Here is a 24,752-nt window from a genome sequence, read left to right as displayed (position 1 = left end):
CAAAGGCCGGCAAGGCCGGCCTCAGGTCCATACGGGCTTACTTGGTTTCGTCGGCCTTGTGGTCGACGGTCTTGCCCGGTGCAGAGCTTTCGGTGTCGTCGTCCGACATGCCCTTCTTGAAGCTCTTGATGCCCTTGGCAACGTCGCCCATCAGTTCCGGGATCTTGCCGCGGCCGAAGAGCAGCAGAACGATCGCCAGAACGATCAGCCAGTGCCACATGCTAAAAGAACCCATTACAGTTACTCCCTGTTTTCCGTTTCCCCGATGTAAGGGGTTTCAGACTCTTTTTCAAACACCAAAATGTCCTGCGGGTTTACCGAAATCGTGACGTCGCGCAGGCCCTGCGGCAGTATGTCCGCCCGCATCCGCGAACGCACCGGGCGCTCGCTTCCGGGAATTGCAAGTTCCAGAAGCTCGACCACACCGAGGAAGCGGCGCGACACAACACGAGCCGGAATGATGCCGCTGTCCGGGCTCACACCGACGCCGGAAAGGCGCACGGCGATCGACACCGGCCTGCCCTCCGCAAACCCCGGCGCTTCGGCAAGGCCGAGCGGCGTGACGACGCGACCGTTGCGGACAGTCCCTGAGAACTCGTTGATTTCAGAAAAGAAAGCGGCCGTGAAGAGATCCTTCGGCCGGCGATAGAGATCGTCCGAGGTTCCCACCTGGACCAGCCGACCGTCCCTCAGCAGGGCGATCCGGTCGGCCATGCGCATCGCCTCCTCCGCATCGTGGGTGACCACGACCGCGGTGGCGCGAGTTTCGCGCAGGATGGCCAGCGTGTCGGCCCGGATGGTGTCCTTCAGCCGCGAATCGAGACCCGAAAAGGGTTCGTCCATCAGAAGCACGCCGGGACGTGGCGCCAGCGCGCGGGCCAGCGCGACGCGCTGCTGCTCGCCGCCCGACAGCGCATGGGGATATTTCTCCGCATAATGCGCTAGGCCAACGCGCTCCAAGGCCAGCATCGCCTCGGCAAGGCCTTCCTTCGCCGGCAGCGCGGTGAGCCCGAAGCGGACGTTCTCGACGACGCTCATATGCGGAAAGAGGGCAAAGTCCTGAAACATCAGGCCGATGCCGCGCTTTTCCGGCGGCACGAAGCCGGCAGGTCCGGCCACTTCGCGATCGTTGACCAGCAGGCGGCCGGAAAGCTGAGCCTCGATGCCGGCCGCAATCCGCAGAAGCGTGGTCTTGCCGGAGCCGGAGGGCCCAAGCAGGCACAGAACCTCGCCCGGCTCGGCCGTCAGCGACACGCCCCTCAGCGTCTCGCGGCCGTGATAACCGTGGCGAATATTCTCGAAACTCAGTCGAGCTGCGAAAGTGACGCCTGCCGTGCGTCTCGAGCTGCCGCGTTGCGTGGTATCCGAACTCATTCCACCGCCCGAATGGCTGTCAATCGCGGATGTGCCGGCGCCGTCGCCTTTGCCATCCGGACACCGCCGGGTTACCGTTTAAAAACCTGATGCTATTCGTCCGCTTCTCCGCCCGGTGTCAAGAGGCCAAGTTCCTCCAGATCGAGCTGGGTGATCGGATCCTCGTCTTCGGCGAGGTCGTCGCCGGTCAAGGGAAGCGGAATGTTGAAGTTCGCCGGAATGCGCCCGGACAACAGGCCGGCGCCTTTCAGCTCTTCGAGACCCGGCAGGTCGCGCAGTTCCTCCAGACCGAAATGGTCCAGGAAATCACGGGTGGTGCCGAGCGTCACGGGACGGCCGGGCGTACGCCGGCGGCCACGGAAGCGCACCCATCCGGCCTCCATCAGCACGTCGAGGGTGCCCTTCGACGTCTGCACACCGCGAATATCCTCGATCTCGGCGCGTGTCACCGGCTGATGATACGCGATGATCGCCAGCACCTCGAGTGCTGCGCGCGACAGCTTCTTGACCTCGGTCTCGTCTTTGCGGATGGCAAAGGAGAGGTCGGCCGCCGTCCGGAAGGCCCAGTGGTCGTCCACCTGCACCAGATTGACGCCGCGGCCGGCATAGTCGTCCTTGAGCTGCATCATCAGCGCCCGCACGTCCATGTCACGCGGCAGGCGGTCGGCGATGAAGCCTTCCGAAACGGGCTCCGCCGACGCAAAGACCAGCGCCTCGGCGACCCGCAGCGCCTCGCGTTCGCTGCGAAGGCGCGCCGGATCCGGAACTGCGACCTCCTCATCGTCGCCGATCAGGTCTTCGTCCTGCGGTTCACCCATCGTCATTCCACCGAAGCCAGTTCGCCGGCACGGGGGCCGCTGCGCAGATAGATCGGCTGGAAGGCGCCCTCCTGGCGGATCTCCAGGCGTCCCTCGCGCACCAGTTCGAGCGAGGCGGCAAAAGCGCTGGCGATCGCGGTCACGCGCTCGGCCGGGGTCGCCAGGTATCGGAGCAGGAAGTTGTCGAGCGCCGTCCAGTCGCCGATCTCGCCGATCATCCGGGTCAGGATGGCGCGGGCATCGGCCAGCGACCACACGCGACGGCGGGCAATCGTCACCTGCGTCGTCGCCTGGCGCTGGCGAAGGGCCGCGTAGGCGGTCAGGAGATCATAGAGCGATGCCTCGTAGGCATTGTCCACGCGGGTCGGCACATGTTCGGGAGCGCCCCTCGGATGGACGTCGCGGCCAAGACGATTGCGGTTGATCAGGCGCGTCGCGGCCTCGCGCATCGCCTCAAGGCGCTTCAGGCGAAAGGCGAGCGTCGCCGCCATCTCCTCGCCCGACGGACCTTCATCCTTGGCCTGCTGGGGGATCAACAGGCGAGATTTCAGATAGGCGAGCCAGGCGGCCATCACGAGATAGTCGGCGGCCAGCTCCAGGCGAATACGGCGGGCGCTTTCGACGAATTCGAGATACTGCTCGACCAGCGCCAGCACAGAGATACGCGCCAGATCGACCTTCTGGTTACGCGCCAGGAAAAGCAGAAGGTCGAGCGGCCCTTCGAAACCGGCAACGTCGATCACCAGCGCCGGTTCGCTGGTCAGCCGCTCGGCGGCGGTGTCCTGCCAGAGGCTGTCCATCGGCGTCGATGCGTCGATCGGGGGGGCCTTGATAGGGGCTGCGGATGTGCCGGCCGGTCTCGACATCAGGCGGTCGCCCTCAAGCCGTCGAACTCGGCGCGGATCGCTGCCTCGTCCGCACCATCATCAGCACCGAAGGCCGTCTCGACGGCGTCGGCACGTTCACGAGCCCTGCCCTCCAACAGTGGCGCCTCGGCCACGACCGCGCGCATCTCGTCCATCACGCCGTTGCAATGGAGGATCACGTCACAACCACCCGCCGCGATCGCCGCGGCACGTTCGCCGATCGTGCCTTTGAGGGCATTCATCGAAACATCGTCGGACATCAGTAACCCATCGAACCCGATAGAGCCGCGGATGATCTCGTCGATCACCTTGCGCGACGTCGATGCCGGATGATCCGGATCGATGTCGGAGTATACCACATGGGCGCTCATCGCCATCAGTTCACCACGCAGCCGCCGGAAAGGCGGAAAGTCGTGGGCTTCCAGCTCAGCGCGCGGCGTAGTCACCACCGGCAGTTCGAGATGTGAGTCCGCCATGCCGCGGCCATGGCCCGGCACGTGTTTCATCACCGGCATGACACCGCCGGCCTTAAGGCCGGCCGCTGCCGCCTCGCCCATCTCGCCAACGGTCACCGGGTCGTTTCCGTAGGCACGGTCGCCGATAACGTTGTTGGCGCCCTCGACCGGCACGTCGAGCACCGGCAGGCAGTCGACGTTGATGCCAAAGCGCAAGAGATCAAAGGCGTGCAGGCGAGACATCAGCCAGGCCGCCCGAAGACCAAGTGCCTTGTCGCGCCGATAGAGCTCACCCAGCACGGCGGCCGCCGGATAGCGGGGGGCCATCGGCTCGCGGATACGCTGGACCCGCCCCCCTTCCTGGTCGATCAGCACGGGCGCGTTGCGGCCTCCGACCGTCTCGCGCATCTCGGCGACCAGATCGGAGATCTGTGCCGGCTCCTTGAGGTTGCGGGCAAAGACGATGAAGCCCCAGGGCTGTTCGTCGCAATAAAGAGCCTTCTCGTCGGCCGTCAGCGCGGTTCCGCTGCAGCCGAGGATCATTGCTTTCGCCGGGGTATGGGTTTTGGTCATGGCCGAATCATAAGAGGCCGGACTGTAAACCCGAAGCGCTGCGTTGCGTCATACACAGGAAAAGAGGCGGAAACCTTGGGTTCCCGCCTCTTCTCTCTCGTTTCCCTGGCGCAAGAGCCTACTTCGTGACGAGGCAGCTTCCACCGGCCGACTTGTAGCGCTCGCAAAGGGCGGCGGCATCAGACTTGCTGCCGGCGGCGATACGGACACGGTAGTAGGTGCCCTTGCCGGCGATCTCCGCCTTCTTGATCTCGTGAGCGCGGCCGCCGACGACGCTCGCGAACTTCCCGGAAATGCTCTTGTAGGATTTCTCAGCCTCTGCCTGGGACGGCAGCGAGGCGACCTGGATGAAGTAGCTGCCTGCGGCCGGTGCGGGTGCAGCGGCCGCAGTCTCTGCAGCTGGTGTCGCCGGAACGGCAGCCGCCATCTCGGCAGCGGGTGCAACGGGCTCTGCAGCCGGGCGCAGGTCGGTCTGTTCGGCTACCGCGGGCTTGGCCGGTTCAGGCGGACGGGTCGTCGGAACGGGGGCAGCAGCCTTCGCAGCAGTTTCGGTGGCGGGAGCGGCCGGTGTAACGGGAACGGTTGTCGTCTTCACCGGCGTCGGTGCGGGTTCGTTCGACGGGGCGGCGAGCGCCGGCTTCGCCGCCGGTACTTCGGCGGGCACAGCAGGCGGCTGGCTGCTGCTCTTCGCGGCGGTTTCCTGCGGCGCCGGGGCAGGCTCCTCGGGCGCCTCCTGGGCGACCAACGTGCCGTCCGGGCGTACGATCATGGTCCGGACCTTGCGCGGTGTAATCGTCGGCTGCTCGCCCGCATCGGCAGCCGCCGGCTGCTCCGCGGCTGTGTCACCCGGCAGAAGACGCGGATCCTCAGTCTCGCCGACGGGCGTGCCCATGGCTTCGACGTCGTTCTCGCCTTCCAGCGGAAGGGTCTCGGGGATCAAAGTCTTCTGTACGACGTCAACCGGCTCCTCGCTGGAGGAGATCAGGCTCTCCTGCTTCGGATCAGCAACACCCGCGCCGGCAACGCTGTCATAGACGGCCTTGTCCTGGTTCGGCACGGCCTTGCCGCCCTTGTCCTCGGGCACGACCTTGACCGGATCCTTGTCGGCGGCAATTACCGGCGGCTCGCCGGACGTCAGAAGCGACGAACCGCTGCTGTTCAGCAAAGCATAGATGGCACCGCCAGCGAGAAGCACGGCGACCGTTGCGGTGCCGGCCATCAGCAGGTTGCGCGGCCGCAGGAAGGCGAAGCGCGACAAGCCCTTCGGCTCGACGGGAATGTTAATTCGGCCGGGGTTCTGGCTCGCATAGTCCGACGGGCTCGACAGCGTGTGGCGGAAGTCCTCCTCCAGCGCACGCTCGAAGGCATCAAAATCGTCCATCGGCGGGAGAGAAGACGACGCGGCTGGCGCCGGAGCGGGTGCAGCGGCCGGGGCCACCGGAGCGGCCGGACGGGTCGGCGTCGCCTGAGAAACGGCAGGCTTGGCCGGAACTGCGGCGTGCGAGGTCGATGGTTCGTCGAACAGCGATGCAAGCTCGCTGTCGATGTCCAGGTCGTAGTCGTGTGAATAGCTGACCGGCTCGGCTTCGGCCTCGGGCTGGGGCACCTCCGGAACATCCAATCCGGCAATCGACTCCAGGTGATCGTCCTGCTCGGAAATCTCCGAGGGATCGAAGGCCAGAGGCTCGTCAGAGAAGACCGGCTGTGGCGCGGGGCTGACGGGCGGCGGGACGACGACCGGTACCGGCTCGCGTGCGACCACCGGGGCGGGTGAAGGTGCAGGCGCTGGTGCGACTGGCGCATAGGAGCGCGCGGCAGCGAAAGCCGGCGCGGCATTGGCAAAGACGGCCGGGACGGCAGGCGCAACGGCAACAGCCGGCACGGGCTCCGCATTCCGTGACGGCACCGGCGATCCTTCGAAATCTTCCTCGATGTCCGACAGATCAAGCTCGATGTCATCGAGCTGGATATCGAACTCTCCCTCCGAGAAGGGATCGAACTCGGCCTCGTCGATCGACGCACGGGTTTCCATCGGCGGCTCGGCGCGCTGCGGCGCTTCGTGCGCCGGTGCATGCTGGACGGGGGCAACGGGCGTGCCGGCCGAAAAGTCCTCGTCAGCAGCAAGATCATCGGCGAACGAAAAATTGAACGACGGCTCACTGCGCGGCTTGGCGGCCACCGGTTCAACGGCGACAGCGTGGACCGGACGGGTGCTTGTTATAGCAACCAGGTCGTCGAGCGCGAAGGGATCCTCGTCTTCGACTGCGGGCGCGGTTGCTACCTGTTCGGCAACGGGCGTTTCCGACGGAGCAGCCTCAATGGTCGGCGTCGGCCAGTCGAAATCGGCTTCAGACAGGAAGCCCTCGGCGGCAAAGCCGGCCTCGGCGGAGGGCGCAGCCGGCTCGACCGGTGCCGGAGAAGACATCGGCGGCTCGACGCGGGCGACAGGGGCCGGCGCGAAATTGGCAAGCGGAAGCCGGAGGCGCGGCTCGGCCTCTACCGGCCTCCACGGCGCCTCATCGACCTGTTCGGCAACGGCAAGTTCCAGTTCGTCGGCGAGGTCGGTCGAAAAGGATGGCTCTTCGCGCGCCGGCTGTGACACGGCGGCGGTAACTACAGGAGCCTCGACACGGGGCTCGATGACCGGCTCGGGAAAGAATACGTCATCGAACTCGGCGACGTCATCCTCGTAGGCCGGTTCGGTATTGAGGGACGGCTCTGGTACGACGGGCTCGGCCACCGCGGGCTCGATGCGCCGGTGCGACGGCGCATCATAGTCATCGAACTCGCGCATCAGTTCATCTTCGAGGTTGAACTGATTTATCTCGGGTTCTGCCTGACGGACCGGAGCGGCACTGCGCTCGACCGGCGGTTCAAAACCGACGATCCGGGCAAGTTCCGCCAACGGATCATCGTCCGCGAAACTATCCTGCCCAAATCGACTGCCGAAAGCGGCCTGCTTCTGTACCATTACTGATTCCACTTACCCTACGCGACAAAACGCTTGCCAGTGCAATGTGGGTAAATGGTGACGATACTATCGCATTTCTACCGGAGCATCAGTGCCTGTAACGAACAGACCGGACTTCAACACGGAGGCGACAGCATGCACCAGCCCAAGCCTGGCAACGGTCAATTGTCTATGTTTATCGTTAACAAAGCGTAATTCGGGCGAATCCTTACCCTTGTTCCAGTGGGCATGGAACGAACTTGCCAGATCATAGAGGTAAAATGCAAGCCGATGCGGCTCCTGCGACTGGGCCGCAGCCTCGATAATCCGGGGATATTCCGCAAGCTTGGCGACGAGCTGCAGCTCGGTGGGGTCGACGATCTGTCCGTCAATAGCGCCGGCAAGGTCGACAGTCTCGAGATCGAGGTCGGGGAAGGCTTCCCTCGCCTGCCGGAAGACCGACATGCAGCGGGCATGCGCATACTGAACGTAGAAGACCGGATTGTCCTTCGACTGTTCCGTCACCTTGGCAAAGTCGAAGTCGAGCGGCTCGGAGCTCTTGCGATAGAGCATCATGAAACGCACCGAATCGCGGCCGACTTCCTCGACGACCTCACGCAGGGTGACGAAGTCGCCGGAACGCTTCGACATCTTGACCGGCTCGCCGTCGCGGAACAGCTTGACCAGCTGGCACAGCAGGACGGTGAGCTTAGACTTGCCCTCGGATACCGCGCGATTGACCGCCTCGAGGCGCTTCACATAGCCGCCATGGTCGGCGCCCAGCACATAGATCATCTCGGAGTAGCCGCGATCGAACTTGTCCTTGAGATAAGCGACGTCGGCAGCGAAGTAGGTGTAACTGCCATCCGACTTCATCAGCGGACGGTCGATGTCGTCACCGACTTCGGTCGAGCGGAACAGGGTCTGCTCCCGGTCCTCCCAATCCTCGGGCAACTGGCCCTTCGGCGGCGGCAGCGTGCCACGATAGACGTGGCCCTTGAAGGTCAGGTCGTTGATCGCCTTGCGGATGCGGGCTGCACCGTCCGCATGCAGGGTGCGTTCGGAGAAGAAGATGTCGTGATGCACGTTGAGGGTTGCGAGATCGTCCTTGATCATCACCATCATGGCCTCGATGGCGCGATCCTTGACGATCGCCATCCACTCCTCTTCCGGCATATTGTGCAGCCGAACGCCGAATTCCTTTGCCAGCGCCTGACCGACCGGGACGAGATAATCGCCCGGATAGAGACCGGAGGGAATCTCGCCGATCTTCTCGCCGAGCGCCTCGCGATAGCGCAGGAAGACCGAGCGTGCGAGCACGTCGATCTGCGCGCCGGCATCGTTGATGTAGTATTCCTTCGTGACGTCGTAACCGGCAAAGGCGAGCAGGTTGGCCAGAGCGTCGCCGACCACGGCGCCGCGGCAATGACCGACATGCATCGGGCCGGTCGGGTTGGCCGACACATATTCGACGTTGACCTTGCGGCCCTTACCGAGGGTCGAGCGGCCGAAGTCGGTGCCCTCGCTGATCATGGTGGCGAGCAGACGTTGCCAATAGCCCGTCGAGAGACGAATGTTGATGAAGCCCGGCCCAGCGACCGTCACCTCGTCGATGTCGGCATCTTCCTTGAGCTTTTCGCCGATCACCTCGGCGAGCGCCCGCGGATTGGTGCCGAGCGCCTTGGCCAGCACCATGGCCGCATTGGTCGCGGCGTCGCCGTGGCTAGGATCGCGCGGCGGCTCGACGATGATGCGGCCGAAATCGAGGGAGGAACGCTTCTCCTTGATGAGGTCGATCTGCTCGAGGGCGTTCTTAATTCTCGTTTCGAAGTCGGCGAAGAGGTTCATGTCTTTTACCCGCGCAAGCGGCTGTCATAGCCAGCAAATGGAGTGGAATTGCTGCGCTGCCTATCGCAATTCGGGAGTCCGGTCAAACAGCTCCCTGTGGGTACGCACCGCATAGGTGTCGGTCATGCCCGCCAGATAGTCGCCGACATGGCGCGCCTTGGCGGAAGAATTCAGGCCGGCGATGTGGTTGACCCAGTAGTGGCTCTTCATCAGGCCGGGATCGGCCATGTATGCGTGGAAAAGGTCGGTGACGATCTGTGCGGCACCAGCCCGGATACGCATGATGTCGGGATGGCGATAGATGCGGCTGAACAGCAGTTTCTTGATCTGCCGGTCGGTCTCGGCCATTCCGTCCGAGAAGGTAGCGATGGTACGGTCGGCACCGCGAACATCTGCCGCACTCTGCGGCTTGAGTTCGGCAAGCCTTGCTTGCGCAACGCCGATGACGTCCTCGACCATCCGGGTGATCTGCCGCCGCATGATCTCATGGGTGAACCGGTCCGGATCGAGGTGTGGGTAACGATCGTGCACTTCGCGCATCAGGCCGGCGAGGAACGGCACGTCTTCCAGCATCTCGAAGCTCAGATAACCCGAGCGCAGGCCATCGTCGATGTCATGGGTGTTGTAGGCGATGTCGTCCGCGATGGCCGCGACCTGCGCCTCGAGCCCGGCATAGCTCGCAAGCTCGAGGTCGTGAAGCTCGCAATAATCCAGGATCGGCTGCGGAACCGGGCCGCGGGTGCCCTCGCCCGCCTTCGTCAGCAAGGGACCGTTGTGCTTGACGAGGCCTTCGAGCGTCTCCCAGGTGAGGTTCAAGCCGTCGAATTCGGCGTAGCGGCGCTCAAGCTTGGTCACGATGCGCAGAGACTGGGCATTGTGGTCGAAACCGCCATAGGGCTCCAGCACTTCGTGCAGGGCATCCTCGCCCGTGTGGCCGAAAGGGGTGTGGCCGAAATCATGCACCAGCGCCACGCCCTCGGCGAGATCCTCGTCGAGCTTCAGGGCACGGGCCAAGGCACGGGCGATCTGGGCCACTTCGATGGTGTGCGTCAGGCGGGTGCGGTAGTGGTCGCCGTCGGGGCCGATGAAGACCTGGGTCTTGTGCTTCAGCCGGCGAAAGGCCGTGGTGTGGACGATGCGGTCTCGGTCTCGCTGAAAGTCGGAACGCGTCGGGCTGCCTCCTTCGGGGAAAAGCCGCCCCCGCGTGGTCCAGGGGTCCGTGGCATAAATCGCCCGTTCCCCGGTTCCGAAACCCAATGCACTCTTGTCGATCGTCATTTCGCGTCCTTCAGGCTCCCCATTGACGCCCATCGTCGGCCTTCATACCTATAGCCAACGACGCCGCAAGGTCGCTTCCTTATAACACGTTCGGAGCGCGCGGCCGTCACATTGACGGAAGTCTTGCCACAGGCATGTGTCAAGGCGTTGAAATTGCAGATGTTACACCCGGTTTTCCACGGGCCTTGAACCCGTCAGGAGGCAGACATGACCACCGAAAGCGTCACTCTTTCCGAGGCGGCGGCAAAACGAATCGCCGCAATCGTCGCCAGCGAGGCGGACAAAAGCGCCCTGCGCATCTCCGTCGAGGGCGGCGGATGCTCCGGCTTTTCCTACAAGTTCGACCTCGACCAGGGGCCGCAGGATGACGATGTCGTGATCACCCGCGACGGCGCGACGCTGCTGATCGACCCGATGTCGCTGATCTACATGGCAGGTTCGGAAATCGATTTCGTTGACAATCTGCTCGGCCAGTCCTTCCAGATCAACAATCCGAATGCGGTTGCAAGCTGTGGCTGCGGAACCAGTTTTTCAGTCTGACAGCCCCAGGCTCTCCTCATAGACCGGCCGGTCCAGGCAAAGCGCCCGGGCCGGCCGTTTTCGTTTTCAGTGGCCGCCATCGGCAGCGAGTGCCGCTTCACGCACGTCGGCATCCGAGGCCTTCTGGGCCCCGTTGAAGAAGATGTTGAGCAGCACCGCGGCAATCGAGGCGAGCAGGATGCCGGAGTCGATCAGCGGATGAATGGCGTGGGGCATCCACTGCTTGAAGTTCGGGGCAACCAGCGGGATCATCCCGAAGCCGATCGAGACGGCGACGACGAAGAGGTTGTTGCGGCTCGACTTGAAGTCGACGGAGGAGAGGATGCGGATACCGGTCGCAGCAACCATGCCGAACATGACCAGGCCGGCTCCACCGAGCACCACCGTTGGCAGGGACTCGACGAGGGCCGCCATCTTCGGCAGCAGACCGAGCACGATGAGGATGACACCCCCAGTCACGCAGACGAAGCGGGAGCGCACGCCCGTCACGCCGACAAGGCCGACATTTTGCGAGAAGCTCGTATAGGGGAAGGTGTTGAAGATGCCACCGATCAGCGTGCCGAGGCCGTCGGTGCGTAGACCGGCTGCAAGCATCGGTCGGGTCACCGGTTTTCCAGTCATGTCGCCGAGCGCCAGGAACATGCCGGTCGATTCGATCATCACGACGATCATGACGATCGTCATCGTGACGATGAGCACCGGATCGAAGATCGGCGTCCCGAAATGGAAGGGCATGACCGGGGCGAACCAGGCCGCACTCGCGACCTTGTCGAAATGCATCATGCCGGCGGCGGCCGCGACAATGCCGCCGATCACGATGCCGAGGAGAACCGAGATGTTGGCGACGAAGCCCTTGGCGAACCGCGCAATGAGCAGGATCGACACGAGGACGATCGCCGAGACGGCGATGCCGGACAACGGCGCGTAGGCTCCATTCGGGACGCTCGGCGCGAGCGCGAGCTTGGCCGGGATTTCGGGAATCGTTCCTGCACCGGTCGCGGCAAGGGCCTTCACGTCCTCCAGCCATTTGGCATGGGCCGGGTCGAGAATGCTCGGGGCGGTCGGTCCGACAGGATTGCCGAAGATCCAGTTGATGCCGATGCGCATCAGCGACACGCCGATCACCAGGATGATCGTGCCGGTGACGACCGGCGGAAAGAAGCGCAGCAGGCGGCTGACCAGCGGCGCGATCAGGATGCCGACAAGGCCGGCGCCGATGATCGAGCCGAAGATCAGGCGTGCCCCGTCCGGTCCGCCGGTGACGTTGGCCATGGAGACCATCGGCCCAACGGAAGCGAAGGTGACGCCCATCATGACGGGCAGCCGGATGCCGAACCACTGCGTGACGCCCAACGACTGGATCAACGTGACGATCCCGCAGGCAAAGAGGTCGGCGGAGATAAGGAAGGCAACGTCTTCCGGCGGCAGCTTGAGCGCGCGGCCGACGATGAGCGGCACGGCGATGGCCCCTGCATACATGACGAGAACATGCTGGAGGCCGAGGGCGGCGAGCCGCGACAGCGGCAGCACTTCGTCGACCGGATGGGTCTGGCTTGGAATTTCCGACATTGAGCTGGTCCCCTTGTTCTTGGTGGAGCAGGCCTTCCCTCCCAACAGGCCGGCAATGCGAGCATGATCGAGAACCGTGAATTGTCAAAGCGTGATGGACGGAAACACCGCAAAGACGGTGGCAAATGACGCGTCATCGGCTATGTAGGGGATCGGAAAAGGGAACCATGTCCATGAAGATCGCCACCTGGAACATCAACGGCGTCAAGGCGCGAATCGCCAATCTCTGCGAATGGCTGGAGAGTTCGGCCCCGGACGTGGTGTGCCTGCAGGAAATCAAGTCGGTCGATGAAGGCTTTCCCCGCCTCGAGATCGAGGCACTCGGCTACCATGTCGAGACCCACGGCCAGAAGGGTTTCAACGGCGTGGCGATCCTCTCCAAGATGAAGCCGGACGAAGTCAGCCGCGGCCTGCCCGGCGACGATCAGGACGAACAGGCGCGCTTCATCGAAGCCGTGTTCTCGATCGACGGCGGTGTCGTGCGGATCTGCTCGCTCTACCTGCCCAACGGCAATCCAGCCGACGATCCGGTGAAATATCCCTACAAGCTCAACTGGATGGAGCGCCTGAAGGCATTCGCCGAGAGCCGGCTCGCGCTCGAGGAACCGTTCATCCTCGCCGGCGACTACAATGTCATCCCCGAGCCGCACGACTGCCGCGACCCCAAGCTCTGGGAGGGTGACGCCCTGTTCCTGCCGAAGACCCGGCAATCCTTCCGCCGGCTGGAAAATCTGGGGCTCGTAGACGCCGTCCGTGCGACGAGCGACGATCCCCTACTCTACTCCTTCTGGGATTACCAGGCGGGTGCCTGGCAGAAGAACAACGGCATCCGGATCGATCATCTGATGCTTTCGCCCGAAGCCAGCGACCGGTTGCTTTCGGCATCGATCGAAAAGCATGTCCGCAGCTGGGAAAAGCCCTCGGACCACGTTCCTGTGGCTGCTGTCTTCGACTTCTGAGCGGCCCGGAATTCCCAACAGCTTGAGGCGTGAAGGCTCGCACCGAGGCAAGGCCTGGGCAAGTCCTCGACGCTAAACCCCATTATGAGCCCGTGCGGGAACGAACTCGAAAGAGCTCGGCGGACAATTGCGTCCTGCCGATATTCCGCTGCCGGCGACAGAAAGCGGGATATTTCAATGGTTTCATCTATCAATTCTGCCCAGCTTGCGACCACCCAGATCCTCCTCAGGGTCTTGAAGGAAGAAAAGCAGTCCACCGCAAGCAGCAGCAGCAGCGGCAGCGGTGGAAATGACAACTATTACAGTTCCGCCCTCAGCAGCCTCATGGCCGGCTACGGTCAGGACGACGACAGCGAAGTCGAAACCTATGACACCAGCCTCCTGCGCGCCATTGACGCCGCCGGCGGCACGGAGGACAGCACGGAAGTGAAAGCCGCGGTCTCGGACGACATCCAGACGGCCTCCTTCATGGACGGGCTGAAGGCGAGGCTTGAGGAAATGACGACCTCGGGCGATGCAGCTTTGAAAGCCAAGGAAATGCTCGCCGCACTCGAAGACGGGACACTGACGGTCACGGATGCCGTCAACGGCCGGCAGATCAAGGCCTGGGACGCGGAAGGCGAAGAGGGCGACCGGACGGCGGATGAGATCGCCCGCACCGACTGGTCGAGTTTCCTCAAGAGCCAACTCAGCCGGGACAAGACCGGCGGCTACGAGCTGACAGCGACGGGCGCCCATATAGACAAGACGACTGGGGAAAGCGCCAGTTTCCTGACCGTCGACGGGACCTATGTCTATGTCACCTGGCCGACCGCCACGGACGCCGCCTGACAGGATATCAGAATGCGAAAGGCGCCCGCCGGGCGCCTTCTCTAAAGATCGACGGGCTGGGTAAACCCCACTCCCATCGTCATTCGGTCTGGCTGTAGACCTGCGGCGCGAGAGCGACCGCGACACGGCGGTCTTCCTCGTTGGCGATGGAGAAGGCCTGCTCCTGCAGGTCCTGCATCCAGCCGCAGTCCTTGGGCGGACACTTGTCGAGTGCCGCCGTCAGGAATGCCAGACCTCGAACCGTCTGGCCTTCCTGGAACAGCACGTTGCCGAAGATCGACATGGCACCCGGATGGCCGCTCTTGCGGGCAAGGTTGAGCCACTTCTTGGCCTGCTGGACATTGGTCTTGCCGCCCTCGCCGGCGAGGATCATCCGGGCCAGCTGGAACTGTGCTTCCGGCACGCCGAAGGTGGACGCGGCCTGGAAATAGAGCTGGCGCGCCTGGGTGAGATCGATCTGGACGGGGCTGCCCGGGATGCCCTGGCGATAATAGCGGGCAAGCGACAGCAGCGCGTTGACGAAGAAGCCGGTGTCCTCGGAGCCCGGTTCGACGCCCTGGCTGGCGATCTCGGCATAGATCTTGAACGCGGCAAAGTCGTCCTCGACCACGCCGTCGCCGTCCGCATACATGTTGGCGAGCGCCCAGCGCGACCCGGTGTGGCCCTTTTCGGCCGCATAGCGGTAGGCTTCGACAGCCTCCTGCTTCTGGCCGTTCTTGTAGGCCTTGAAGCCGAACTTGAAGAGGTCGAAGGGTCCGGACTCCTTGCTGACGCCGGCATTGATGTCGAATGCGTGTCCGGCCGTCCCCGCCATCAGGAACAGGAAGGCGGAGAGAAGCAAGGTAGCCGGAGACTTCCAGTCTGTTGTCTGCATAATCCCGAATTTCTTCCACAACACTGCAGACATCAGCAGGCCCATTCGTTCGTCATCGAAGGCGCAGCCTTGTCTGTAAGTAACTCTGGCATCGAACGATGAACATCCGGTTCATCATCCCGCCACGCGTCCGTATCCGTCGTATTTCCGACGATCAGCTTTCCGTAAGCGACGAAATGGAGCTTATTTCTCGTTTCGGGCAAGACTGCGACTGTATCTCGACAGACCGCGCCAGAAAGGCCTGAGACCGCACCCAAACCCGGCGGCACGCCTTCGACACTTGAATTTCGGGAGTTATTTCGACTGCCTTGCCCCATGCCCACTCACGCCACGCTTACTCAAAACTGCACACCCGCGCTTTGTTCCTAGATCGCTGCGCTTCGTTTGTGGCGGGAAATGGACAAAATTGGCCGATGCGGGGCGCCGCGACGAGGATTCAGGCCCTGTTGTAAATCCGTCACATTCCGGCACACGGCCCCATGCCCCCGTTTACGAAAAAAGCCCGGGCAAGCCGGGCTTTCTCCAAAGGTCCGATCGTCGATCTTTAACGATCTCAGAAGGTGATCCGGTAGGAACCGGAGATCGCATAGGCCCAGTCGCCATCCGCGGTCGCGTTGTAGGTTGCAGCAGTCGAGGTCGACTGGCTGCCTTCGGTCAGGTAGCTGACGGCACCACCGAAACGCAGTTCGCCCGGGCCGTGCTTGACGGACACGCCTGCACCGAAAGTCCAAGTGTCGGTGTAGATGTCGGCGCCGGTGTCGACGCCCTTGTCCCAGGTCACATTGACCGTGCCGGCGAACTTTTCCGAGAAGGCGTGAGCCACACCGGTCTGGATCGTCCAGCCGTCCTGCCAGTTATAGACGTCCTGACGGTTGACGGTGCCACCACCGAGACCGGCCGGGCGGCCGAACTGGTAGTTCAGCGACTGCATGACGCTCCAGTCGGTCCACTTGACCGAACCGTAGACCATCCAGCCCGGCGCGACGCCGCTCTGCACGGAAAGCTTCACAGACTGCGGAAGCGTACCGGTGCCACTGGCGTCGGTCGTACCCATGCCCATCGACGTCCAGTCGAACGAGCCTTCGTCGGCATTGTGCTCAACCTTGGAACGATACATCAACTGCGCGCGGAGGGCGTATTCCGGAATGTCGTAGCCGACGCCGAAGCGGTAGCCGAATGCCGACTCGTCCTTAAGGTTGAGAATACCCTTCTGCACGCCCGGCATCAGCGCGGTGATGTCGCTTTCAGCCGTGTACTCGAAGTCCTGCATGAACACGCCACCCAGGAAATGAAGACGCCCCTTGCCAGCCTGCATGCTGACGTCGCAGGTCGCGCCGTATTCGTTGGTGATGAAGTCCTTGTGGATCGATGCACCGGCCGCCTGGGCCTGCGTGCCGTAATCCGCGTCAGCACCGAAGGGCTGCGTATAGGTCAGCGCGCAGCCGAAGTTCTCAGTCGCCTGGAACTTGAACGCCATGCTCGGGATCCAGTACTTCTGCGAGAACGCATCGTCGGTCGCGTCGACACCCTTGATCGTATCGAACTGACGATGCGGAACCACGAGGGTCGCACCTCCGCGCATGACATACTGACCGTCCTCATAGAGGATATCCGTATCGGCCTCGCCGCGGTTCCAGCCGCCTGCCTGGGCGCCCGTTGCCAGCGCGCTTACGCCGAGCAAACACAAAACCGCCGTCTTCTTGAGATTGGTTGCCATCTCTCTCCCCACTACTGGCATCAACTGGCTGTCAGTGTATCCACGTCTCAGCGAATGACAATCTACCGCAGGCACCCCTGATCACGGGGATTTTACATCGAAATTTACGTAAACATTCTTACGTGCACGTAAGATTGCATCGACCATAGAAATTATTTCTACTCCGACACGGTTAAGAATTCGTTCTTGGATTTTATTTCCAACGCATCGCCAAACCGTTGCCCGACTGCCACAAATCTCAATTTGTGTGCGAAAGATCACAATTCACAAAACCGAGCGGATGAAGACAGCCGCGCTCGCACAATTCCGGGCAAACGGTTGATTCGAGTGGAGATTCGGGAATGGTTTCGACGTTTCGACGCCGATTCTTCACAACTTGCCCACGAGCAGGGCTTGCAGGCGGCGGATCCAAGCCCGCCGCCCGAGCGTCGGCCTCAGCCGGCCTCGACGACCCGCTTCAAGGCGGTGTCCAGACTGGCCTTCTGGGCTTCCAGTTCGTTGTAACGCTCGCGCTCGGCGGCAACCACTTCCGGATTGGCGTTGGCGACGAACTTCTCGTTGGCAAGCTTGCCGGCGATGCGCACCATCTCCTGCTCCACCTTGGCGATCGCCTTTTCGAGGCGGGCCTTTTCGGCAGAGAGATCGATCAGCGTGCCGAGCGGCAGGCAGGCGGTTGCCTCACCGACCACGATCTGGGCAGCGCCCTTCGGAGCCTCGTCGGCCAGTGAAATGCTCTCGACGCGCGCCAGACGCTTGATCGAGGCCTCGTGACGGGCGAGCCGGTCGCGGGTCACGCCGTTTGCCGCGACCATGACGAGTGGCGCCACGGCACCCGGCGGCACGTTCATCTCGGCACGAACCGAACGGATGCCCGAAACGAGATCGACCAGCCAGTTGATGTCGGCGGCCGCCATCTCGTCGGCGAACTCGGGCGCCGGCCAGGCGGCATGGCAGAGCAGCGTATCACGGGTCCTGCCCTCACCGGCCGTGTGGGCCCAGAGCTCCTCGGTCATGAAAGGCATGAACGGATGCAGGAGCTTGTAGGTTTCGTCGAGGACATAGGCCGCGCAGGCCTGCGCCTCGGCTTTGGCCTTCTCGTCGTCGCCGGAGAAGACGGGCTTCAGCAGTTCGAGATACCAGTCGCAGAAGCTGTTCCAGACGAAGCGGTATAGGCTGCCGGCGGCGTCGTTGAAGCGGAACCCGGCGATCGCCTCGGTCACCTCTGTCTCCGTGCGGGCAAGCTCGGTCAGGATCCAGCGGTTGATCGCAAGCGTCGTGGTCTCCGGCAGGAAACGCGGATCGCTCTTCGCACCGTTCATCTCGGCAAAACGGGTCGCGTTCCACAGCTTGGTGCCGAAGTTGCGATAGCCGGCAATGCGGGCCGGATCGAGTTTCACGTCGCGTCCCTGCGCCGCCATGATGGCGAGCGTGAAACGCAGCGCGTCGGCGCCGTATTCGTCGATCAGTTCGAGCGGGTCGATGACATTGCCCTTCGACTTCGACATCTTCTGGCCGTTCTTGTCACGAACCAGCGCATGAACATAGACCGTGTGGAAGGGTTCGACCGGGTTTCCGGCATCGTCCTTCATGAAGTGCAGCCCCATCATCATCATGCGGGCAACCCAGAAGAAGATGATGTCGAAGCCGGTGACGAGCACGTCCGTCGGATAGTATTTGGCGAGCTCTGGGGTGGAGCCCGGCCAGCCGAGCGTCGAGAAGGGCCACAGCGCCGAGGAGAACCAGGTGTCGAGAACGTCCTCGTCGCGGGTCAGGATCTCGCCCGGCGCGAAGTTTTCGAGCTTCTCCTGAACCCAGGCCTTCCACGGACCTTCATGGGCCAGATAATGCTGGACGGCGGCGTCGAGCGCCTCTTCTTCGGTCTTCTCAACGAAGACCTGGCCATCCGGACCGTACCATGCCGGGATCTGGTGGCCCCACCACAGCTGGCGCGAGACGCACCACGGCTGGATGTTCTCCATCCATTCGAAATAGGTCTTTTCCCAGTTCTTCGGGACGAACTTGGTGCGGCCCGCGCGAACGCTTTCGATCGCCGGCTTGGCCAGCGTCTTGGCGTCGACATACCACTGCTCGGTCAGGCGCGGCTCGATCGGCACACCGCCGCGGTCACCGTGGGGAACCATGTGTTTGTGCGGCTCGATCCTGTCGACCAAACCCTCGGCCTCGAGGATCTCGACGATCTTCTTGCGCGCTGCAAAGCGATCGAGGCCCTCAAGTTCGCCCCAGACCATTTCCTGCTCACGGTTCGGCGTCAGGCCTTCGAGGAAGTCCTCGTCGCCGATGATCGCAACATTGCCCTCGACGGTCAGGACGTTGATGGCACGAAGGCCCGCGCGCTTGCCGACCTCGAAGTCGTTGAAGTCGTGGGCCGGGGTCATCTTGACCGCGCCGGTGCCGGCTGTCGGATCCGGATACTCGTCGGCGACGATCGGGATCTTGCGACCGACAATCGGCAGGATGACCTGCTTGCCGACGATTGCCTTATAGCGTTCATCCTCGGGATGGACGGCAATGCCGGTGTCGCCGAGCATGGTTTCCGGACGCGTCGTCGCGACGACAAGGTAGTCGCGCGTTTCATATTCGGTCGGCTTGCCCTCATCGTCGAAGGCAACCGGATGCTGGTAGGTGACACCCTCTTCCAGCGGATAGCGCAGGTGCCAGAGATTGCCGTTGACCTCGACCTGCTCGACCTCGAGGTCGGAGATCGCCGTCAGCAGCTTCGGATCCCAGTTGACGAGGCGCTTGTCCTTGTAGATCAGGCCTTCCTTGTAGAGCGAGACAAACACGTCGAGGACCGCCTCGGACAAGCCTTCGTCCATGGTGAAGCGTTCGCGTGACCAGTCACAGGATGCACCGAGGCGCTTCAGCTGGTTGAAGATCAACCCACCGGATTCCGCCTTCCACTCCCAGACCTTGTCGATGAAGGCGTCGCGGCCCATGTCACGGCGGCCCGGCTGCTTTTCAGCCGCCAGCTTGCGCTCGACGACCATCTGGGTAGCGATACCGGCATGGTCCATGCCCGGTTGCCACAGTACATCCTTACCGCGCATCCGTTCGAAACGGATCATGATGTCCTGCAGCGTATTGTTGAGCGCATGGCCCATATGCAGCGAACCGGTCACGTTCGGCGGCGGAATGACGATCGTGAAAGTGTCCTCGCCAGGCTTGGCATTCGCCCCGGCGCGGAAGGCATCCGCCTCTTCCCAGGCCTTGGCGATCTTCGGTTCGACGGCGGCGGAATCGTAGGTCTTTTCGAGCATTTTCTGACCAGACTTCGAGGTTCTTGTTGCGGTTTGTAAATAGGATGGCCGATCACGAGTCAATAAAAAAGCCGCCCCGGGTGCCGGAGCGGCCTTGACCCTGCGCTCGGCACAAAATCAGCGGCGCGGGCCCCGCGCCACGCGTTCGATCTCTTCGCGCACGAGCCGCTCGACGAGCGTCGGAAGGTTGTCGTCGAGCCATTCCTGGAGCATCGGGCGCAACATTTCCTCGGCCATCTCGTCGATCGAACGGTGCTGCTGGCCATCAAGGGCTGCGGCGAGCTCGCCGAAGGAGCGCGACACCTGCTCGACGGTCGCAGCCGATACGATCGCCTTTAGGTCCTGGCCTACCGGCTGAACAACCGGCTCGACGGCGGTAACGGCCGGAGCCTCCGGCTCGGCGACAGCAACATCCGCCAGTGCCGCGGCTTCGAGATCGGCCTGTTCGGTGACCGCCAGCGGCTGGTTCGGCATCGGAATTTCAAGTCGTGGTTCCGCCGGCCGCGGGGTGGCCGCGCGCAGCTCGATCATGCGCGTCGTCATCACGGGGCTCTCGGCCCGCGGGGTAACGGGCGTAGCGACGACCGGAGCAGGTGCGGCGGCCACAGGTGCAGCCGGCGGCTCGACCGCCGAAGCACGCTCGACCCGCTCCGAGGCGGAACGAACCCGGGCGGCGAGGTCGGCAAGCGAAATGCTCTTCACCTTTTCCGCTTCTGCGGAAGCAGTCTGAGCAGGAGCGGCCGCGAAGGACGGCCCGGCATCGTTGGCGGCGACCATTTCCGCGGCGGCATAGGCGTCCTCGTCGTCGATCGTCAGGCGGATGTCGCCTTCCGCCTCTTCCTCGTCGCCGCCGTAAACCGGCGGAAGCGAGGCGGAGACCGACTGGCTGCCGCCCGGATCATTGCTTTCGATGATCCGCCGGATCGATGCCAGGATCTCTTCCATGGACGGTTCACGCGCTACGCTAGGCTGGGCCATATTCATCCCCGTTGGTCCCCGAAATCTGCGGCAGGCGGCAAAAGGCCGGGCCGATTTCGAATCACCTTAGGATACTCGTTCGTTGAAAAAAATCACGCCGGGCGCACTAAATCCGACTGATGCACAGCTTTGTTCGGGCGGCCGCCGGCTCAGCGGCCGTCGACCGTGCGCAACCCAAACCAGGCGTCCTTGACCGCTTCATAGTGCTCTTCGGACCGATACTCTGCGACCTGAAGCCCCTGGCTCTTGACCGTCAGGCGGCCGGATGCAGCAAGCACCCCATAGCTCGCAACAACCGAGTTGCGCTGATAGCTGACGAGGCTTTCCTTGGCCTCCAGAACGCTCTGCTGGGCGTTCAGCACGTCGAGCGTGGTCTTCTGGCCGACATTGCGCTCCTCGATGACACCCTGCAGGGCGAGGTTGGCGGCCGAGAGCTGCTTGCGGGCGGCGGCGATGGCCGCGATCGCGGCTTCCATCTGCGCATAGGCGGAGGTCACCTGCTGCTGGACGCTGGCGCGGGCCGAGTCGACCAGGATGCGCTGCTCGCCGAGCGTCTCCTTGGCCTTGCGCACGCTGCCGTATTCGGCGCCGCCCTGATAGATCGGAACCTTCAGCTGCGCGGTAATGCTGGCCACGCTATTGTCGGGGCTGGTCACACCCGGCAGGCTGCTGGGCTCGGTCGTCCAGTTACGGCCGACATTTCCCTGGATCACGATTCCCGGCAGCAGCCTGCCTTCCGCCGACTTGACCTCGTAACCGGCAGCATCGACGACATGCAGCTGGGCGAGCACCGATGGATGTTCGCGGATGGCGATCTGGACAGCGGCATCGACGCTGGGCGGCAGCGACTTGGTCGCCGGCGACGGCTGCTTAATGCCCTTCGGCGCTTCGCCGACGATCTGGACATAGGTCGCCTCGCTCTGCTTCAGCTGCGCGATCGCCGCGGCAAGCAGAGCCTGCGATCCGGCGAGCTGTGCCTCGGCCTGGCTGACGTCGGTGCGGGTGCCCTCGCCCACCTGGAGGCGCGCATTGGCGGCGTTGAGCTGTTCCTGAAGGAAGGCCAGGTTCTGTTTGCGGATCACCACGATCTGCTGGTCGCGCGAGACGTCGGCATAGGCCTGGGCGGCCCCGAGCAGAATGGCAATTTCGTTGGCTCGCAGTCCCTCGCGGTTGGCGAAAACGCCGGCCTCTGCGGCCCGCACATTATTCAGCGTCTGAAAGCCGTCAAAGATCTGCTGGGTGATCGAGACACCGACGCTCTGCGTGTTGTAGCTGAAATCGGACCCGGCCGGCCTGGTGATGTCGGTGACGCTGATCGCGCTCGCCGTCGCGGTCGCTTCGACCTGTGGCCGCATGCCGGCCTTGGCGATGGTGACGTTCTCGTCGGTGGCGCGCAGTGCCGCGCGGACAGCATTGAGATCCGGATTGTTCTCGTAGGCCTTGGCCATGGCCCCCGTCAGCGTTTCCGCAGAGGCATGCCCAGCCACAAATATCATCAAGGGAGCAAGAGCGGCGGCGAGAGCGGTTTTCCGGATGATCGACACAGGTCACTCCACTTCTGGTAGCGGCAGGCCTGCCTCCCGCAGTCCTCGCCCGACGATCGCCCGCGGGAAAGAACGCAAGACGACACGTTAAAATTTTCTTCCAATCCCTGCATCCCTGCAACATTTGCGACGGCGGGAACGCCGCCGGACCAGGAGAATCGGTTGGAACGTTGCTCTTCGGCAACAATTTCATTCGAAAATGATTAAATTCATGCCGGGTACCGACCGTACCCGGCCCGAAATGCGTCTGCCGTTCTCAGAAGATGAATTCGGCGGCCTTGCGGAAGCCCGGCAGCGGCTTCACCGCAGCGTTGAAGTATTCCGTGAAGGAGAAGGACGCACCGGCGCGGATATAGAGGCGGGTGCGGGCCGCATTGCCGTAGCCGACCACGGCAACCAGGCGACCGCCTTCGCGCAGCTGGCCGAGCAGGCTTGCCGGCAGTTCCTCGACGGCGCCGTTGACGAAGATCAGGTCATAGGGCGCCTCGGCGGCATAGCCCTTTTCGAGTTCGCCGACGACGACGGCGACGTTGTCACAGCCAAGTTCGGTCAGGGTGGCGGTCGCCTTGTTGGCGAGCGTCTCGTCGCTTTCAACCGCAACGACCGAACCGGCCAGCTGCGACAGGAGGGCCGCGGCGTAGCCGGCACCGCAGCCGATCTCGAGCACGACGTCGTCCTTGCCGACCGCTGCGAGCTGCAGCAGCTTGGCGAGCGGCGACGGTTCCATGACATAGCGGGCGGGCTTGCCATCGGTCGCGGCTGCCACCTGCATGTCCTCGTCGATGTAGGCGAGCGGGCGCAGGTTCTGCGGAACGAAAGCTTCGCGCGGCACCGAGAGGAACGCGTTCAACACCGAATGCGACGTCACGTCTGTCGTGCGGATCTGGTTGTCCACCATCTTGGTGCGTGCTGCTGCGAAGTCCATCATGTCAGTTCGTCCCACTTCCGGCCGGGTTTGTGTCTGCAGTGTCTTAATTGCAGGGCGTTCGGCTTTCAAGACGGGTCGATGCGGCGGGAACAGATTATCGCGAAGGCAGTCTCACACGACCTGCCGTCCCGCCGGCGCGGCATGCTTATTCCTCGATCTCGTATTCGTCGCTCTCGCAGAGATCGATCTTGTTGCTGACGTCATAGAAGCTGTCGTCTTCGAAGACCGCACGAGTCGTGAAGACGCAGGCGTCCGAGCTGTCATTGATGGTCAGCTTGCGCGACTTGCCGGCCCACAGCCCCTTCTTGTTGAGCAGCTCGACCCGCTTGCCGCCACCTTCGGGCGTGGCGAAGAACTTCACGATCATGTGCGAGGTGCTGTTCTGCAGCGTCAAGGTCCGGCTTTCGGCAGAGGCAGAAACGGGCATGAGCGCGGCCGAAGCGATCAGGGCGAAAGTGGCGAGGTGGCGCATGGTGGGCTCCTTGTTGATACAGGAGCCGCTTTAGCCGAGCGTCAGGCGCGGGCAATGGGCGTGATCGGCCAAATCTGTGCCGACCCGGCGCAAAGGCGCGATCGGTCCAGTTTTGGCCGGAAGGTGCGTCGAGGATCAGCTGAAACAAGAAGGGAATGGAGGCCTCGCCCGGGAATGGGTATGTCTCTGGTACGATCTGCCGCGGCATATCGGAAGGCGTGGCAGATCCTCGGGGATGGAAGCAGTTCGCGAAACGGCTGCAACTCTCAAGCTGGCTCCGCTCCCCTCGACTTGCGCTGCCCCTGTAAGCTTGGCAGATCTCTTTGGACCGGCACGCGGTCAGTCTGCTCCGAGATGCTTCCTCCCAATCGCCTGATATAGCGCGAACAGCCTGTCATGGGCCTCACGCGCCAACTCGTAGAACTCCGGATCTATAACGATCGATGGATGAGCGAGGAGGTGACGCGCAACATCCTCCACCAACAAAGAAGATACGTGCAGAACCTCATGACAACCGAATGAGCCGGGTGCAAATTTCGGGAGTTCTGACACTTCGATCTTCGCAAGGTCGGCGAGTCGCTCTTGTTCAGTTTCGGATTTCATGGCGTGACGTTTCCTGTGCCAAGACTTTCCAGGATCATAGACCAATCACCCCACCGAGATCGAGCCGATAACGGGACCTTTTCTATCCTTTGACCGCGCGCGCTTGACGCACAGACAGATTTCCAAGGCACCGCGACGGTCACTTGGAGCTTCAATCAGATCTGGCGGCTGGGCACGCGAAATACCGCGCAATGCGCGGCGTAAAGAAGCCGAGCCTACACGGTCAAACGGGATCCGGTCCGTACGCAGCCGCTGGCTTCGGAAATAGGAAACTTTAAGCGACTGAATATTCAGAGG

At 63.0% G+C, this 24,752-nt stretch carries 20 protein-coding genes; 3 read left to right on the top strand and 17 right to left on the bottom strand.

All coding sequences use genetic code 11. The features are described 5' to 3' along the window. Positions 1–37: 37 nt before the first annotated feature. The 8 genes from ACX93L_RS15565 to ACX93L_RS15530 all read right to left on the bottom strand — a co-directional run bounded on the left by ACX93L_RS15565 (position 38) and on the right by ACX93L_RS15530 (position 10,162). Positions 38–235 carry a twin-arginine translocase TatA/TatE family subunit gene (locus ACX93L_RS15565; protein ID WP_459405665.1) on the bottom strand — a complete coding sequence of 66 codons (198 nt, stop codon included), beginning with the start codon at positions 233–235 and terminating at the stop codon, positions 38–40. A gap of 5 nt (positions 236–240) precedes the next feature. Further along, positions 241–1,374, bottom strand: a complete 1,134-nt coding sequence (locus ACX93L_RS15560; RefSeq protein ID WP_459405664.1) for an ABC transporter ATP-binding protein — start codon at positions 1,372–1,374, stop codon at positions 241–243. Between the two features lie 92 nt (positions 1,375–1,466). Continuing rightward, a complete protein-coding gene (gene scpB / locus ACX93L_RS15555; protein ID WP_459405663.1) occupies positions 1,467–2,192 on the bottom strand; it encodes an SMC-Scp complex subunit ScpB in 726 nt (241 codons plus the stop codon). Positions 2,193–2,194: 2 nt separating this feature from the next. Then, entirely contained in the window at positions 2,195–3,058 is an 864-nt protein-coding gene (locus tag ACX93L_RS15550) for a segregation and condensation protein A (RefSeq protein ID WP_459405662.1), read from the bottom strand. Then, entirely contained in the window at positions 3,058–4,086 is a 1,029-nt protein-coding gene (gene nagZ / locus ACX93L_RS15545; protein WP_459405661.1) for a beta-N-acetylhexosaminidase, read from the bottom strand. The genes ACX93L_RS15550 and nagZ overlap by 1 nt, the downstream gene beginning before the upstream one ends. Before the next feature lie 118 nt (positions 4,087–4,204). Then, entirely contained in the window at positions 4,205–7,057 is a 2,853-nt protein-coding gene (locus tag ACX93L_RS15540; protein ID WP_459405660.1) for an SPOR domain-containing protein, read from the bottom strand. Positions 7,058–7,123: 66 nt separating this feature from the next. Continuing rightward, the gene (gene argS, locus ACX93L_RS15535) at positions 7,124–8,884 is read right to left on the bottom strand and encodes an arginine--tRNA ligase (RefSeq protein ID WP_459405659.1); all 1,761 of its coding nucleotides are present in this window, start codon (positions 8,882–8,884) and stop codon (positions 7,124–7,126) included. A 60-nt stretch (positions 8,885–8,944) separates the two neighbouring features. After that, positions 8,945–10,162: a deoxyguanosinetriphosphate triphosphohydrolase gene (locus tag ACX93L_RS15530; RefSeq protein WP_459405658.1), complete on the bottom strand. Its 1,218-nt coding sequence runs from the start codon at positions 10,160–10,162 to the stop codon at positions 8,945–8,947. Between the two features lie 207 nt (positions 10,163–10,369). On the opposite strand from ACX93L_RS15530, the gene erpA reads away from it, so the two are divergent. Continuing rightward, positions 10,370–10,702 carry an iron-sulfur cluster insertion protein ErpA gene (gene erpA / locus ACX93L_RS15525; RefSeq protein ID WP_459405657.1) on the top strand — a complete coding sequence of 111 codons (333 nt, stop codon included), beginning with the start codon at positions 10,370–10,372 and terminating at the stop codon, positions 10,700–10,702. 66 nt (positions 10,703–10,768) lie between these two features. On the opposite strand, the gene ACX93L_RS15520 is transcribed toward erpA, so the two are convergent. Beyond that, entirely contained in the window at positions 10,769–12,271 is a 1,503-nt protein-coding gene (locus ACX93L_RS15520; protein WP_459405656.1) for a nucleobase:cation symporter-2 family protein, read from the bottom strand. Between the two features lie 173 nt (positions 12,272–12,444). Here ACX93L_RS15520 and xth point away from each other — a divergent pair, with 173 nt between their 5' ends. Together xth and ACX93L_RS15510 are read left to right on the top strand one after the other, a co-directional pair. Beyond that, entirely contained in the window at positions 12,445–13,230 is a 786-nt protein-coding gene (xth, locus tag ACX93L_RS15515; protein ID WP_459405833.1) for an exodeoxyribonuclease III, read from the top strand. A 177-nt stretch (positions 13,231–13,407) separates the two neighbouring features. Then, complete coding sequence (locus ACX93L_RS15510; protein WP_459405655.1) at positions 13,408–14,061, top strand: hypothetical protein; 654 nt, start codon at positions 13,408–13,410, stop codon at positions 14,059–14,061. A 79-nt stretch (positions 14,062–14,140) separates the two neighbouring features. On the opposite strand, the gene exoR is transcribed toward ACX93L_RS15510, so the two are convergent. The 8 genes from exoR to ACX93L_RS15470 form a co-directional block, all read right to left on the bottom strand. Then, a complete protein-coding gene (exoR, locus tag ACX93L_RS15505; RefSeq protein ID WP_169588502.1) occupies positions 14,141–14,935 on the bottom strand; it encodes an exopolysaccharide production regulator ExoR in 795 nt (264 codons plus the stop codon). Positions 14,936–15,488: 553 nt separating this feature from the next. After that, positions 15,489–16,652: an OmpP1/FadL family transporter gene (locus ACX93L_RS15500; protein WP_459405654.1), complete on the bottom strand. Its 1,164-nt coding sequence runs from the start codon at positions 16,650–16,652 to the stop codon at positions 15,489–15,491. A gap of 434 nt (positions 16,653–17,086) precedes the next feature. Next, a complete protein-coding gene (locus ACX93L_RS15495; protein WP_459405653.1) occupies positions 17,087–19,930 on the bottom strand; it encodes a valine--tRNA ligase in 2,844 nt (947 codons plus the stop codon). Between the two features lie 117 nt (positions 19,931–20,047). Further along, a complete protein-coding gene (locus ACX93L_RS15490; RefSeq protein WP_459405652.1) occupies positions 20,048–20,908 on the bottom strand; it encodes a PopZ family protein in 861 nt (286 codons plus the stop codon). A 149-nt stretch (positions 20,909–21,057) separates the two neighbouring features. Then, the gene (locus ACX93L_RS15485; RefSeq protein ID WP_459405651.1) at positions 21,058–22,452 is read right to left on the bottom strand and encodes a TolC family outer membrane protein; all 1,395 of its coding nucleotides are present in this window, start codon (positions 22,450–22,452) and stop codon (positions 21,058–21,060) included. A 256-nt stretch (positions 22,453–22,708) separates the two neighbouring features. After that, a complete protein-coding gene (locus ACX93L_RS15480) occupies positions 22,709–23,380 on the bottom strand; it encodes a protein-L-isoaspartate O-methyltransferase family protein (RefSeq protein WP_459405650.1) in 672 nt (223 codons plus the stop codon). A gap of 145 nt (positions 23,381–23,525) precedes the next feature. Continuing rightward, a complete protein-coding gene (locus ACX93L_RS15475) occupies positions 23,526–23,852 on the bottom strand; it encodes a hypothetical protein (RefSeq protein ID WP_459405649.1) in 327 nt (108 codons plus the stop codon). 339 nt (positions 23,853–24,191) lie between these two features. Continuing rightward, complete coding sequence (locus tag ACX93L_RS15470; RefSeq protein WP_459405648.1) at positions 24,192–24,455, bottom strand: hypothetical protein; 264 nt, start codon at positions 24,453–24,455, stop codon at positions 24,192–24,194. Positions 24,456–24,752 lie beyond the last annotated feature (297 nt).

The sequence above is a fragment of the Rhizobium sp. CAU 1783 genome (assembly GCF_054551725.1).
This window is presented reverse-complemented; position numbering and strand designations above follow the sequence as displayed.